This is a genomic window from Achromobacter sp. DMS1, assembly GCF_001270295.1.
Map to the genome: position 1 here is coordinate 13285 of NZ_LHSJ01000091.1, position 14100 is coordinate 27384.

Genomic DNA, 14100 nt, shown 5'->3' on the forward strand with positions numbered 1-14100 from the left:
TTTTTGGACGCCGGGGTGGGTCAGTTTTACTCCGACGATTCCGACGAAAGTGGGTCAGTTTTCAACCGGCGTTGACACATTCGCAGGCCAGCAACCCGTTCTCACCTTGGGACCGCTCACCACCGAGTCCGAAAAGAGCGAGCAGAAAGGCTTTGCTAACCTGTTGATCGGCCTGTTTGGCGCCGTGCGCAATCCGCTGGCCCATGCACCCAAGACGAATTGGCCTATGTCCGAGCAGGACGCACTGGACATCCTGACGCTGGTGTCGCTGATTCATCGCAAGCTGGATGGCGCCACGAAAGTCGCCGCCGTATCGCCATAACGGAAAGAGAAGAATGGACGAGGCGATCGTTGTCTTCTCTCGGAAAGGGATTTTTCAGACCACGATCGCCGCGCGCGACGTTCGCAGCCGGGAACATGCGCGCAAGCTGTGGCCCCTGGCATCTCCCGGCGCATCACGGCAGATGGTGACATGGGTCAGCCCATCCTTTGAAAGCGGGAAGCTGCGTCGGCGATCCCATTTCCGGATGCTTCCTGCCCAGCACACCTATAGCCCCAAAGCGCACTTCGATGATGAAGAAGCCAGTCGGTGGCGCGCCGTGCAGGAAAGCGCCGAACACCGACGCGCGAAGGAGCTTGTCGCGGCTGAACTAGCCCGACGCTTGAACACCGGACTTGCAATGCCCTGGGCGTTCAAGGACGCGGATGCGTCTGACTATCCGCTGGAAGGCAACTTGCTGCTTGGCGCCGATCGGGTGGCGATCGAGCACCCGCTGGAAACACCATTCGGCAGCAAATTCCGACTCGACGTTGCCGTGCTCGGGCCGCCTGTCCAGACCGAGCCGATGGTGCTTGGGGGCGTCGAAATCGAACTCGGGCATGCCTTTGATGGGCGCAAGGCGTTAGTCGTCCCTGAAGAACTCATATCGCGCATGACGTATCGCGATTTCGTGCTTGATGAGGCGTGCTGCAACCACCAGTTTTCGCTACGCTGACGGCTGCTTTCTTGCAGTTTCAGACCACCGATGCGCAAGCGCTCCGTGGCCGCCGACAGCGCGGCCGCCCATGCCGATGAACTGTTTCGTTCCCGTCTGGAGAACCAGATCGACCTGCGCCATCCGCTGGCCAAGCTGGCCCAGCGCATGCCCTGGGCGGACCTGGAGGACGCGCTGGCACCGACGCTTCCACCCGATCCGGCCCGCGGCGGCCGTCCCGCACTGCCTGTGCGGCTGATGGCGGGGCTGCTGTATCTCAAGCACGCCTACGACCTGTCGGACGAGGAGGTGTGCCTGCGCTGGCTGGAGAACCCGTACTGGCAGTTCTTCACCGGCGAGGTGGTGTTCCAGACCACGCTGCCGTGCAATCCCAGTTCGCTGACGCGCTGGCGGCAGCGGCTGGGCGAGGCGGGCATGGAGGAACTGTTGGCGCAAACGATCGCGGCGGCACGGTCGATGAAGGCGGTCGACGCGCGCGAACTGTCGCGGGTGATCGTGGACACGACGGTGCAGGAGAAGGCCATCGCGCACCCGACCGACAGCCGGCTGCTGGAAGTGGCCAGGAAGAAGCTGGTGCTGCTGAGTCGCCGTAACGGGCTGAAGCTGCGGCAGACCTACGAGCGCGAAGCGCCGGGACTGGCGCGCAAGGCGGGCCGCCACGCGCACGCGCGGCAGTTCAAGCGCATGCGCCGGGTGCTCAAGCGCCAGCGCACGCTGCTGGGCCGGGTGATCCGCGATGTGGGCCGGCAGTTGGGCACGCTCGAAGGCGCTGCCCGCGAACAGGTGCAGGTGTGGCTGGAGCGGGCCGAGCGCATCCGCAGCCAGCAGCCGAAGGACAAGCACAAGCTCTACGCCCTGCACGCACCCGAGGTGGAGTGCATTGGCAAGGGCAAGGCGCGCAAGCCGTACGAATTCGGCGTGAAGGTGGGCATTGCGGTCACCGCCAGGAAGGGGCTGGTGGTGGGCGCGCGCAGCTTTCCGGGCAATCCGTACGACGGCGACACCCTGGCCGAGCAGCTCGAACAGGTCGAGATCGTCAGCGGCCAGAAGCCGACGACAGCCATCGTGGACCTGGGCTTCCGTGGTCGCGAGCTGGAAGGAGTCACGGTCCTGCATCGCGGCAAGCCGAAGCGGCTCACGCGAAGGCAATGGGCGTGGGTGAAGCGACGGCAGGCGGTGGAGCCGGTGATCGGACACCTGAAGGGCGACTGCCGACTGCGTCGCTGCCATCTCAAGGGCGCCGAAGGCGACGCCCTGCACGTGATCGCCTGCGCGGCCGGCTACAACATCCGCTGGCTGCTGCGGTGGATCGTGTTTTTGTGGGCCTGGATCCGGGCAGTGGCCAGCGCCGATACATCAGGCCGGCAGCCGTTGGGGCTCCGTCGTCTGGCCTGATATCGATTCTTCAGACCCGACGCGTTAATCGGAAAATCGCTCGGATTCCCCCTCATCTCCATCGACATCACTGAGATGACGCTGGCAGAACTCACACCAGAATGGGCGCAGAAGGTGCTGACTGCAACCACGCGGAGTCATGAGCAAGGGCGCCGGCAGACCTACATCTACCTGCATGATCTCCTGTACCCCCTCTACGCGCAGCTACCGGCATTTCTCGACGATGAACAGCGCCACCAGTTTCTGGTGTTTGCGGACGACAACACTCTAAACAAGCTGGTGCGCTGGATGAACGCGCTGGCCGAAAAGCTGGAGTATCCGAAGGGTACGGTCGCCGTTGCCCTGGTCAATGGCAAGAACGAACAGTCGCGCAAGATGCTGGAACGCGCCGGACAAGTGGTTGGCCCCGACTGGGCTGAATTCAACGACCAGCGATGCCTGCGTCTGACTCTTCCGCGGCCAAAAGGTCCGGCTGATCTCCAGGCTCATCGCTTCCACATGACGATGGCGCGCGTTCTGCTGTCGCACGCCGATGCGCTGGTTGGCTACAAGTATTGCAACGGTGTGGACAACAACCACCCCGAAGAAGATGTATGGGTTGCGCATCGCTGGATCGCCGACCTGAAAACTCATACCCAGCACCGCGTATTGCCAAAGCGACTGTCTGAACCGATCAACAGGTTGATCGCGGTGGTTTCGGACCTGCATCGCAATCACGCGGCAACCAGCCAAGAGGCGTGACCATTCCCATACTGAATTTCAATCTATAGCTGTTTTTTGCGCTCTTTTCCGAGGGGCCGAAGAAGACAAAGATGGCAAGCACTCGAATAGGCGTTCTGCATAGACGAAGCCCATCCGCCTGACAGAATCCTGATCGAAATACAGCAGCCAAGCGGCTAGAAGCGCCAGAGAAATGAGTAGTGTTAAGCCTGCTGCGAGCCCTGGATCAGCAAAATGCATTGGGTTGAAGTGGGGAGGTTTCACCTGTAGAACCTTTGCGATCAACAGCCCGTAGAGAACGCCCACGAGACACGATGCGATACCGACCGGTTTCATCGCCAGCATGTTGCGATGGAATCCATAGGCGATGTTCTCTTTCAGCAAGAGCTGCTTGTTCGAGCGCGTGAGTTCGCGAAGTCGTTTGGTTGCACCTATGTATGTATCGTCTGCCTGCTCAGGGTTTGCTAACTCTTCTTCCGCTGTTGGCATCGCGATGCCAAGTTTGGCAGTGATCGCCGTGTGGTAGCGCTGCTTGCTGACACCATCGAGAAACCTGTCGCGGTGGCGCAGTGCAATGGTGGTGGGCATGCCCCCCCACTTGGCAACTAAGGTTTCTTCGAGTTTCTTACCGCGGCCACGGGCAACGCTCGCAAGCGCATAAATGGCCCCACAGCCACCAAGCAGGCCAATCACACTCGTAAGCACAGGATGCTTGGCTCCGTAGACGCACAACAACGGAACCAGTACCGGCAAGGCCACAAGAAGCCCAGGAACAACCCGCGCCTTGCGCTCATAAGGATCCTTGACCAGTTCAAAAATTGTTGTCATATGGAGTCAAGCCTGTGCCGTAAGGGCATCGATGTAGGGTTGAATTTCGTCGCGATTTTTCAGCGCGATCTGTTGTGCGAGCGGATCTGGTGCTTCCTTGGTGTGCAAGCCCAGACGTCTTAGTGTGTAGTAAAGGAATGCTTGACGGCATGGAAGCTTGACCTGCCCGTCTTCCATGCCGTAGTCCAACTCCAACACTCGTTTCTTGGCCGCCGGTAAGTCGGGGTGTGGCGCAAGGATCAGAGTCAGCACAGTATGCCAATGCGTATCCTGACTGAAGTCCACTTGGCTCGGCTCTATACCATCGATGCGGAGGATTCGAGCGAGGACGAAATCGCTGAAGCGCTGGCGCTTGTGGCAAAACGCGCGCACGTGCCAACGAAAGCCATCGTAGCCAAGAGCGTGTGGTGACAGCAGGCGAATTGATTCGTTCAAGGACGTCATGGACTGGTAACTGACTCGAATGGCTTCCTGCTGCCGTATTGCACGGACCACCAATTCGACAGTCTGCTCGTCGATGGTGCGCCAGGGGGAAGGCGCCCAATCTATCTCCGGCGCGGAGCCGATAAAGCTGGCCGCTGACTCAACCACCCCCATCTTGGTTGCCAACAGTTCTGCCAGATAACGTTGTGCAGAGCTTCGCTGGTAAAGCGGACGAAAACTCTGCGTTGCCGTGTAGGTCTTGGAGCTGCGGTCGTATGTCAGGTTATTCGGGGCCAGTTCGGTGTACTTGGCAATATCAAGTGACGCTTGAGGCACTGATATGCCGAAGTGCTCAGTGAGATCCATTCGATTGATGCGCCGCTCCCAGCGCAACCGAAAATCGATGAATTGAAGTCTGCTCTCCAACCCCCAGCTCAGCCCCTTGGGCTCAACAGGTTCGGCAGTAGCAACGGGAGGCTCTTGCATCAGTAGCGCCTAAAAAGTAGACTGATCGAAAAAATAGTCGTACATTAACTATACGCGATCACTCCTCGGTCGTCTACCCGGAGACCCCAAGTGCCCACCACCATCACCTTTTTCCCCGTTGACAACGGGGACATGACCCTCATCAAGTTCGGTGATCTTGATGCCACCACGCTACTGATCGACGTAAACATCCGGCAAGATGCCGACGATCCTGATGGGGAAGCGCGTGATGTTGCCAAGGACCTGCGCGATCGACTGAAGAAGGATGAGAACGGCAGGCCATATGTTGATGCCTTCCTGCTGAGCCACCCCGACGACGACCACTGTCGGGGGCTGACTCGGCACTTCTACTTGGGCGAATTGGACAAATACCCGGATGACAAGAAGGACGACAAGGACAAGAAGATCGTCATTCGCGAGATGTGGTCGTCTCCCATTGTGTTTCGGCGTGCGAGCAAGGCCCTTACCTTGTGTGATGACGCGAAGGCGTGGGCTACCGAGCGCGCCGACGTGTTCAGTTGAACCGAGACAAGAACTTCGCCGTTGGGGCCGGTGATCGCATCCAGATCATGGGGGAGGACATCAATGGAAAGACCGATGACCTCACCTCCATCGTGCGGAAGGTCGATACGCGCTTCTCGACAATCAACGGTAAGAGTTCAGCATTCTTCTCCGCGTTTCTTCTTGCGCCATTGGACGCAAAGGACGATGAGGAAGAGGAAGAGTGCCTGGTCAAAAATCAGTCCAGTGTGATTTTGAACTTCACGTTAGCTGCCGATGCGGCGACACCAGATGGCGCGAAGTTTCTAACTGGTGGAGATGCTGAAGTATTTATCTGGAACCGTCAGTGGCAGCGCCATAAGGCCGATGCCGAGGTTCTGGAGTACGACATCATGCAGACGCCTCATCATTGCTCTTGGCACTCTTTGTCTTACGACAGTTGGTCGAAGTGCGGAGAAAAAGCAAAACTTGATGCCGATGCCCGAGATGCATTGTCACAGACCCGCGACGGCGCCGTCATCGTCGCAAGTTGCAAGCCGATCAAGGATGACGACAGCGATCCGCCCTGCATCCGTGCAAAGCGTGAATACGTTGAAATCGTGGAGGAAGCAAAGGGTGAGTTCTACTGCACGGGTGAATACCCGAGCGAGAAATCCGTGGAGCCCCTCGTTTTCACTGTCACTTCCCAAGGTGTGCAGCCCCCCTCGAAGAAGGAAGCTGGATCGAAGGCCGCCGCCGTGATTACCTCCGCGCGAACTCCCATGCCGCACGGGGCATCATGACGGACGCTATCGCAGACGCACTGCATCAACTTCAGCGACATCGGGGCTTGACCCGCGTTGGCGAACCAACGGTAATCGGTGCATTGACGCAGATAGCAGTCGATGTTGCCGTGCAACTGCCAAGCAGGTCTCGGCGTAGCGGCGTCTCCGAAACCGGGGTGCGTGCCGTCGAGACATGCGTGCTGGTATTCGGCAGTGACTGGCCCCTATCCGCGCCCAAGCCCTTCTTGCGTGCGGACTTCCCGCTCAACTTGCCACACATAAACCCCCATCGCGAAGGCGAGTTGGTTTCGCCATGCCTGTTCGAAGGATCTTTGAACGAACTGCTGCATCGGTTTGGTCTCGACGCCATTGTCGATCAGTTGGTTGATTGGCTGCACAAGGCTGCCGCCGGAACGTTGTTGGACCTGGAGCAAGGGTGGGAACCGACGCGGCGAGATAGTTGTCCTTCGACCGTTGTCTTCAGTGCCGAAAAGGTCGCGGCCGCCGCCCCCGTTGACGGCGCGGTTTTGGTGGTTTCCGCGGGCTACGTGACGATTGATGGCGGGCTATACGCCATCATCGATGACGAGCTGAGCGCACAAGTTGATCCTGTGTTTTCCCAAGGCGTTCACAACGACAAGTTGGGAAATTGGGGGAATGGCCATACCGCGACCTTCATTGCGCGGGGACCAATCACCGATGGCCACCCGTATGTAGTCGAACGCTATCAACCGGAGACGGTTGTCGATCTCACGACACTGCTAGATCGAGCAGCGGAACTTGGTATCGATCGTGACGCTTTAGCCCAAAGCTTGGAGGGTTATTACGGGCGCTCGATTCTGGATATGCAACAAGACTCGCGTGGTTGGGTGCACGGTTTGTACGCGATTGTGATTCTGACTGTACAAAGACCAGCGCCGCTTGTTGGATCACCAGGCCGGAATGTCGAGGTATTGCCCTATGTGGTGCGCTATGAACTCAACGCTCAATCGCTCCTAGAGCGAAATGCCACGGTTCACCCCGCCTTTCATGCGCATGCGTTGTCTCCCGAGCTGCTGGCACGGACATCTGGTATCCCGTCAGCAGCCACATCGCAGCCACTGGTCATCCTTGGCTGCGGTAGTGTGGGATCAAAAATCGCGATGCACCTCGGGCGGGCTGGTTTCGGCTCAATGACTTTCGTTGACAACGAATCCATATCACCTCACAACATAGCGCGGCATGCACTCATTGAGCGAGCATCGGTGCTGATCCCGCCTCGGAAGTCGGCGCTGATGAAGACGGCCTTTGAAGAACTGTCGCATCTTCAATCGCGCGCGTTCGACGCTGACGCTGTGACCCTCCTAGTCGATCCGGAACAGTTCGCCACCAGCGTTCCTCAGGATGCTGCCCTTATCGTGGATACGACGGCTTCACTTCAGGTACTGGCCGCAGAAACGCAATCAAAAGCATTGGACCAATCCCCAACTCGACTGGCACGGGTCGTGATGTATGGCCAGGGGCGCTGTGTCGCGGTTTTGCTTGAAGGGCCAAGTCGCGCCGGTCGGGTTGACGACCTCACGGCATTCTTATTCGAGTGCTGCCGGTTTGTGCCAGAACTTCGTGCGTCGATTGCCGGTGATACGTCGGAGCCGACGCGCATTTTTGTAGGGGACAATTGCCGCTCACTGACCATGCCAATGTCAGATGCCGTTGTTTCGCGGTCTGCATCACTGGCTGGAGTGCAACTGGAACGCTGGCTCGTTGATGGGCTGCCGAAGGAAGCGACGCTTTGTGCTGGCATCGCGGACGCCGAAGGCCTTGGCATGGCCTGGAGTCGCGCGAGCCTTGGCCCAACCACTGTGCTCGATGTAGCGGACGATGGTGGCTGGAGCGTTCGGATTCTCGACCCTGTGGCGCACGCGATCAATGCTGATGCGCTGCACTGGGGTGCGGTGGAAACAGGAGGCGCCTTGGTTGGCCGTATCTCGTTTGAAAATCGAACCATCACCATTGCGGGCCTTGTCGAGGCGCCCTCTGACAGCGTTCGCAAGGCAACCCGCTTCGTCCTTGGAACCAGTGGGCTTGTCCAAAGTTTGCGTGCTGCAAACGAGGCCTCTTTGGGGTATCTCGCTTTCATTGGCACCTGGCACAGCCACCCGAAAGGCGGCGCGCATTCAGGGATAGACCGAAATACATTGCGCAGCATCGCTGAGGATGCAGGTGGTCTCCCCGCCGTGTCGTTAGTATGGACTCCAACAGGACTCACGTGCGCGGTTGACCGCTGGTAAGAACAAAGTCACCGACACTTTTTTCAGAGAATGAGGGGGATTTATGGCTGACTACTTCGAGATTGATTTTTTAGGCGTCGAAACAGCGAAAAGCGGGGATGCGATCACGCTACGCTATTCGGTGAATGGCACTGAGGGCGTACACGTCGTTGACGGTGGATACCTGGATACGGGAGATCAGATCGTCGAGCATCTGAAAACCTATTACGGAACAACTGTCATCGACCATGTGATCCTCACACACCCTGACCGCGACCACGCCAATGGGCTGCGGAAGGTCTTGGAGCAATGCACAGTCAAGAACCTCTGGATCAACAGACCATGGATATACGCAGATCAACTGATTGATCGCTTCGAGAACTATGAGTCAGTTGAAGCCCTGAGAAGGAAGTTGCGGTCCATCTATGATGCCTCGGCAGCGCTTGAGGATATTGCGCTGGAGAAGGGAATTTCTATCCATGCTCCTCTTCAGGGGCAAAGCATTGGCCCATTCATGGTAATGGCACCAACTTTGGGCCGCTATCTTGACCTGATCGTAGATTCAGCGAAGACACCGGAAGCTGTTGATGAAAGCGTTATGGATAGTGCGCTGAGCAGCCTATTCCGGGCAGTAAAGGCCGCGACGGCCTATATCAAGTCCCTGTGGGGCGAGGAGTATTTTCCACCTGGCCCCACCAGTCGGGAGAATGAAATGAGTGTGGTGCAGTCGGCTGTGCTGAACGGCCATCGCATTATGCTTACTGGTGATGCAGGACGAGAAGCGTTGCAGGAAGTGATCGACTATGCCCCCTTTGCGGGACTTACGTTGCCCGGAATTCGATACTTCCAAGTGCCTCACCACGGAGGTCGACACAACGTCTCTACGGAAATTCTGGATCAATTGCTTGGCCCACGCTTGGACGCGATGCCTGACAATCACCACTGGAATGCTATATGCAGCTCCGCCAAAGCGGACGAGGATCACCCGCGGAAGTCGGTGATTCGCGCTGTATTGCACCGGGGCGGGCACTGGGCGGCAACTGAAAGCAAGAACATCCGCATCGGCGCGGGCATCACCCGTGATGGCTGGGTGCCGATTCCTCAGGCGCCGTATCCCGAAGATCAAGAGAATTGACTTCGACAGAACCTCAGCACCATTTTTATTCTCTGCTGGCTACATTGTTTGCGTCCCGGCGTGCCGCCGCCGGGTTCGCGGGCTGCGCCCCGCGCTTCGTGCCGAATCGCGGCCATCCGGCTTTGACCCCTGACGCCTTCGGCCCTGGCGGGCCTGCGCGCTCCGCTTGCACAAAGGCGAGTGTGTGCAATGGGCGGGTGTAGGCGGTCTTGCTGTTCCCTTCACCGTATCACGGTGTTCTCGCCGTCAAGGGCTGCGCGCCCGTTGGCGCTTGCGGCCTGGCGGCCGTCTGCGACCCCTGACTGCTGTGCTGCGCCGTGCTGGCGACGGTTCCGGGCAATTCCGCCCGTGCAACCGGAGATCGTCATGAACGACAAATCGCACGTCTCGCTTGAACAACACGTTTGCCTTGTCTGCGGTACTCGCTTCGACACTGGCGCCATCCTGCTGGATCGCCGCCTGCGCGCAAGCATGGAGCGCCACACGGCAACCGGCTGGGGCTTGTGCCCCGAGCATCAGAAGCTGTCGGACGACGGCTTTGTCGCGCTGGTCGAGTGCGACCCGCAGCGCAGCGGCTCGCCGGCTGGCGGTGGCCGCGTGAAGCCCGAGCAGGCATACCGGACGGGCCGTCTGGCGCACCTCAAGCGCGAAGCCTTCGCGCAGGTGTTCAACGTGCCGATCGCGGCCGATCAGCCGTGCGTCTTCGTCGAACCCGGCGTGATCGAGCAGTTGCAGACGATGACGGCGAACTGATCGCGCCTGGTGCCATCCGGTGCGCTGCCCTTCGGGGCAGCGCACCTTTTTTTCTGCTGCGCCCTGGTGCCAATGACTTCGCGCCTGCGGCGCTGCGCGCTGGCGCTTGCACTCCAGGGGAAGTGCCTGCGGCACATCCCCGCCGCGCTTCGCTTGGCGCCCCTGCAACACCGCCGCCCCGGCTGCGCCGGCGCGGCAATACCGATGCCGCAAAGGCTGCTTGTCCACCGCAGAAGATCCACGCTGCATCTCCACGACTGCATGGGCGTCCCCGGCCAAGAAACATGGCCGGTCGCGCTGTCGTGCTTCGCATCGAGCCGCCTGCGGCGTCTCGCCCCTGACGGGCTTCCATCATTCCCTCGCTCCGCTCGGCTGACGCCTCCGGCCCGGCTTCCAGCTTCGGGCCTGCGCGCTTCGCTTGCCGTGCGGTCAGCACATAGGGATGGCCGTTGCCTTGTCCAGCCGTCTCCCCTGACTTCATCACCTTGTCCGCGACTGTAGCCCGCGCCCGTGTGCCGTCAAGGCGCGCAGGGCCGTGTCCTCGCTGCGCTGCGGGCCGCACCGACCCTGCGCTCGTTTCCTTGACGGCCCCCGTCCGCGTGCTCCGGGCGTCGCGGGCGATGAACTCAGGAAAGACGGTGGCAACAGGGCCAACCGGGTTCCTCGTGCCGACCGCACAGAACAGCCGGAAGGCTGGGCTCCGAATCTAGGAATCCGGTGTGCGGTTTGAACAGCAAACCTCTTTTTGTCAGGAGAAAGACCATGCAACTCGCATCCCGTTTCGCTTCCCGTTCGCCGTCGCTGCGCAGCGACACCCCGCTGTCCGACGACCAAATCCAGCGCGTGGCCCCGTCCATCTTCGCGGACGCCCCGCATGAGAGCCGTTCCGAACGCTACAGCTACATCCCCACCGCCGCCGTGCTGACGGAGCTTCGCAAGGAGGGTTTCCAGCCCTTCATGGTGGCGCAGACCCGCGTGCGCAACGAAGACCGCCGCGACTACACCAAGCACATGATCCGCCTGCGCCATGTCAGCCAGATCAACGGCGCTGAAGCCAATGAGATTGTGCTGCTGAACTCGCATGACGGCACCAGCAGTTATCAGATGTTGGCCGGAATGTTCCGGTTCGTGTGCAGCAATGGCCTTGTCTGCGGCGACACCGTGGCCGACGTGCGCGTGCCCCACAAAGGCGACGTAGCCGGTTCCGTCATCGAAGGCGCTTACGAAGTCTTGAGCGGCTTCGAGCGGGTGAAGGAAAACCGCGATGCCATGCGCGCCATCACCTTGAGCGATGGCGAATCCGAAGTGTTCGCCCGCGCCGCGCTGGCCCTCAAGTACGACGACCCCGACAAGCCCGCGCCCATCACCGAATCGCAAATCCTGATGCCGCGCCGTTTCGATGACCGCCGCCCCGACCTGTGGAGCGTGTTCAACCGCACGCAGGAGAACCTGACCAAAGGCGGATTGCATGGCCGCAGCGCCAACGGACGCCGCCAGCGGACCCGCCCGGTGCAGGGCATTGATTCCGATGTGCGCCTCAATCGCGCCCTGTGGCTGCTGGCCGATGGCCTGCGCCAGTTGAAAGCCTGAACCCCACCCACGCGGCAGGGGCAGGCAGCAGCCCTTGCCGCTTTTCTCCGCGCTGCATTCCTCAACCGATTGGAGTCATCATCATGAACGCCGTTACCAAAGCCGAAGCCCATGCCATCGAAACCGCCGCGCCGCTGGAAGCCGCCGACCCGACCAAGAACCTGATCTTGGTTGCGCTCTCGCAGTTGCAGCCGCGCCGCTCCAAGCGCAACGCCCGCACGACGCCGCGCCAGTCCATCCCCGAACTGGCCGCGAGTATTTCCCGCGTCGGCCTGCTGCAAAACCTCATCGTGATTGCCGCCGCCCCACATGGAGACGGTAGCGAGCAGTACGAAGTCGTTGCCGGCGACCGACGCCTGACCGCAATGAAGCTGCTGGCGAAGAAGAAGCGCATCGCCGCCGACTACGAAGTGCCGTGCCTGCTGGTGCCCGATGCCTCGGCGCGTACTGTCAGCCTCGCGGAAAACCTGCTGCGCGAGCAGATGCATCCCGCCGACCAGTTCGAGGCGTTCGCCGCGCTGGTGAAGGAAGGCCGCCCCATCGAGGACATTGCCGCCGACTTCGGCGTGTCCCCGCTGGTGGTGCAGCGCCGCTTGAAGCTGGCCAACGTCTCGCCGCGCCTGCTGGCCGACTACCGCGCCGGTGGCGTGACGCTGGAGCAGTTGATGGCCTTGACCATCACCGACGACCACGCCGCGCAGGAAGCCGCGTTCTACGCTGCGCCGGACTGGCAGCGCGGCGCGTCCGCGCTGCGCGAGCGCCTGACCGAGCGCGAAATCAGCGCCAGTCATGCGCTGGTGCGTTTCGTCGGGCTGGACGCCTACACCGAAGCAGGCGGCGGCATCCGCCGCGACCTGTTCGCGGAAGGCGATGCCGGAACCTACCTGACCGACGCCGCGCTGCTGGAAGCGCTGGTGCGCGGCAAGCTGGATGGGCAGGCCGAGGAAGTGCGCGCCGAGGGCTGGGCGTGGGGGGAAGCCGTGCCGCAGATGAGCCATGCCGACCGGCAGACGTTCCAGAACGCGCCGCGCCAGCGCCGCGAGCCGAGCGCACGCGAAGCCCGCCGCATCGCTTCGCTGCAAGGCCGTCTCGACAAGATCGACACGACGCTGGAAGAAGCCTACGACGCCGAGGACGAGGACAAGGTGGCGACGCTGGGAGAACGGCGCGAGCAGGTGGCCGGTGAACTGCAAGCCATCGAGGACGCCTTGCAGGACTACGCGCCGGACGTGCGCGCCGTGGCCGGTGCCATCGCCACCATCGACCGCGAAGGCGAAACCGTGATCTATCGCGGGCTGCTGCGCGAGGCCGAGGCGAAGGCGCTGCGCACGCTGCACCGGCTGCGGCAGGGTTTCGCGGAAGGCGGAGCCACGAACGAGGACGAAGGCGATGCCGACGAAGCGCCCAAGGCCGCGAACGTCTCCGACCGGCTGGCGCAGCGGTTGAGCGCCCACCGCACGGCGGCGCTGCAAATCGAAGTCGCGCAGCATCCGCACGTCGCGCTGGCCGCGCTGGCGCATGGCATGGTGCAGACCGTCTTGCAACCCAACGCCTACCGCGACGGCCTGCCGCTCGGCGTGCGCCTGACCGTGAAAGACCGGCTGGAAAGCCTTGCCCCGGACATGCCGGAATCGCCCGCCGCTGTGGCGCTGCACACCTTGCAGGAAGTCGCGGGCGAAGCCTTGCCGCAGGACAGTGCCGAACTGTTCGCCGTGCTGCTGGCGAAGTCGCAAGACGAGCTGGTGCGGCTGCTGGCCGTCTGCGTCGCGGCCACGGTGGACGTGGTGACGCCGCGCGCCACGCAGCGCCAGCCCGGCGCGGAACTGGCGCAGGCCGTGGGGCTGGACATGGCCGCATGGTGGAAGCCGACCGCCGAGGGCTATTTCCAGCACGTACCGAAGGCCGCGATTCTGGAAGCGATCGGGCAGTACGCCCCGGATCACGTCACCCGCCTGTCGAAGCTCAAGAAGGGCGACATTGCCAGCGAAGCCGAACGGCTGGCCGAGGGCACCGGCTGGATGCCTGCCGTGTTCCAGACCGGGCACCACACGGAGCCGGAAGGCGTGCCGGATGCGGCGAGCGATGGCGACGCGCCGGAAGATGCCGCCGACGAGGTGGAGGACCACGCGATGGCCGCGTGATTCCGCAAGCTGGCCCCGGCGCGCTGCGCCGGGGCTTTTCCCCGAACCGGGCGCGGCAGGTCTGCCGCGCCCGGTTTCGACGTCCACAGCAAAATCGCCCCGTCGCCGCCTTCGGCCAGG

At 61.4% G+C, this 14100-nt stretch carries 13 protein-coding genes; 11 read left to right on the forward strand and 2 right to left on the reverse strand.

Annotation, left to right across the window (positions count from 1 at the left end):
* The 4 genes from AD428_RS12585 to AD428_RS12600 form a co-directional block, all read left to right on the forward strand.
* On the forward strand, positions 1-322 hold a 322-nt coding region (locus AD428_RS12585), incomplete at its 5' end, for a TIGR02391 family protein (protein ID WP_235490095.1).
* Positions 323-335: 13 nt separating this feature from the next.
* Complete coding sequence (locus tag AD428_RS12590) at positions 336-995, forward strand: hypothetical protein (protein WP_235490098.1); 660 nt, start codon at positions 336-338, stop codon at positions 993-995.
* Positions 996-1025: 30 nt separating this feature from the next.
* Positions 1026-2390, forward strand: a complete 1365-nt coding sequence (locus AD428_RS12595) for an IS5 family transposase (RefSeq protein ID WP_053245389.1) — start codon at positions 1026-1028, stop codon at positions 2388-2390.
* Between the two features lie 75 nt (positions 2391-2465).
* Entirely contained in the window at positions 2466-3131 is a 666-nt protein-coding gene (locus AD428_RS12600) for a hypothetical protein (RefSeq protein ID WP_235490101.1), read from the forward strand.
* Positions 3132-3149: 18 nt separating this feature from the next.
* On the opposite strand, the gene AD428_RS24940 is transcribed toward AD428_RS12600, so the two are convergent.
* Together AD428_RS24940 and AD428_RS12605 are read right to left on the reverse strand one after the other, a co-directional pair.
* Positions 3150-3938 carry a hypothetical protein gene (locus AD428_RS24940; protein ID WP_082308384.1) on the reverse strand — a complete coding sequence of 263 codons (789 nt, stop codon included), beginning with the start codon at positions 3936-3938 and terminating at the stop codon, positions 3150-3152.
* A gap of 6 nt (positions 3939-3944) precedes the next feature.
* Complete coding sequence (locus tag AD428_RS12605) at positions 3945-4847, reverse strand: helix-turn-helix transcriptional regulator (protein ID WP_053245390.1); 903 nt, start codon at positions 4845-4847, stop codon at positions 3945-3947.
* A 90-nt stretch (positions 4848-4937) separates the two neighbouring features.
* Here AD428_RS12605 and AD428_RS29930 point away from each other — a divergent pair, with 90 nt between their 5' ends.
* From AD428_RS29930 to AD428_RS12635, 7 genes are all read left to right on the forward strand, one after another.
* Positions 4938-5369, forward strand: a complete 432-nt coding sequence (locus tag AD428_RS29930; protein WP_235490078.1) for a hypothetical protein — start codon at positions 4938-4940, stop codon at positions 5367-5369.
* Complete coding sequence (locus tag AD428_RS29935) at positions 5366-6130, forward strand: hypothetical protein (RefSeq protein WP_235490059.1); 765 nt, start codon at positions 5366-5368, stop codon at positions 6128-6130. The genes AD428_RS29930 and AD428_RS29935 overlap by 4 nt, the downstream gene beginning before the upstream one ends.
* A complete protein-coding gene (locus AD428_RS24945; protein ID WP_082308383.1) occupies positions 6127-8382 on the forward strand; it encodes a ThiF family adenylyltransferase in 2256 nt (751 codons plus the stop codon). Before AD428_RS29935 ends, AD428_RS24945 begins: the two co-directional genes overlap by 4 nt.
* A 43-nt stretch (positions 8383-8425) precedes the next feature.
* Positions 8426-9496 (forward strand): competence protein ComEC, encoded by a 1071-nt coding sequence (locus AD428_RS12620; protein ID WP_053245392.1) that lies wholly within the window; start codon positions 8426-8428, stop codon positions 9494-9496.
* Positions 9497-9862: 366 nt separating this feature from the next.
* Positions 9863-10249, forward strand: a complete 387-nt coding sequence (locus AD428_RS12625; RefSeq protein ID WP_053245393.1) for a hypothetical protein — start codon at positions 9863-9865, stop codon at positions 10247-10249.
* A gap of 762 nt (positions 10250-11011) precedes the next feature.
* A complete protein-coding gene (locus tag AD428_RS12630; RefSeq protein WP_053245394.1) occupies positions 11012-11839 on the forward strand; it encodes a DUF932 domain-containing protein in 828 nt (275 codons plus the stop codon).
* Positions 11840-11922: 83 nt separating this feature from the next.
* Positions 11923-13980, forward strand: a complete 2058-nt coding sequence (locus AD428_RS12635; RefSeq protein WP_053245395.1) for a ParB/RepB/Spo0J family partition protein — start codon at positions 11923-11925, stop codon at positions 13978-13980.
* The last annotated feature ends 120 nt before the right edge of the window (positions 13981-14100 follow it).

Coding starts and splice junctions, on each gene's coding strand:
- AD428_RS12590 (WP_235490098.1), top strand. CDS start 336: ATGGACGAGGCGATCGTTGTCTTCTCTCGGAAAGGGATTTTTCAGACC.
- AD428_RS12630 (WP_053245394.1), top strand. CDS start 11,012: ATGCAACTCGCATCCCGTTTCGCTTCCCGTTCGCCGTCGCTGCGCAGC.
- AD428_RS12625 (WP_053245393.1), top strand. CDS start 9,863: ATGAACGACAAATCGCACGTCTCGCTTGAACAACACGTTTGCCTTGTC.
- AD428_RS24945 (WP_082308383.1), top strand. CDS start 6,127: ATGACGGACGCTATCGCAGACGCACTGCATCAACTTCAGCGACATCGG.
- AD428_RS12605 (WP_053245390.1), bottom strand. CDS start 4,847: ATGCAAGAGCCTCCCGTTGCTACTGCCGAACCTGTTGAGCCCAAGGGG.
- AD428_RS12620 (WP_053245392.1), top strand. CDS start 8,426: ATGGCTGACTACTTCGAGATTGATTTTTTAGGCGTCGAAACAGCGAAA.
- AD428_RS12595 (WP_053245389.1), top strand. CDS start 1,026: ATGCGCAAGCGCTCCGTGGCCGCCGACAGCGCGGCCGCCCATGCCGAT.
- AD428_RS12635 (WP_053245395.1), top strand. CDS start 11,923: ATGAACGCCGTTACCAAAGCCGAAGCCCATGCCATCGAAACCGCCGCG.
- AD428_RS24940 (WP_082308384.1), bottom strand. CDS start 3,938: ATGACAACAATTTTTGAACTGGTCAAGGATCCTTATGAGCGCAAGGCG.
- AD428_RS12600 (WP_235490101.1), top strand. CDS start 2,466: ATGACGCTGGCAGAACTCACACCAGAATGGGCGCAGAAGGTGCTGACT.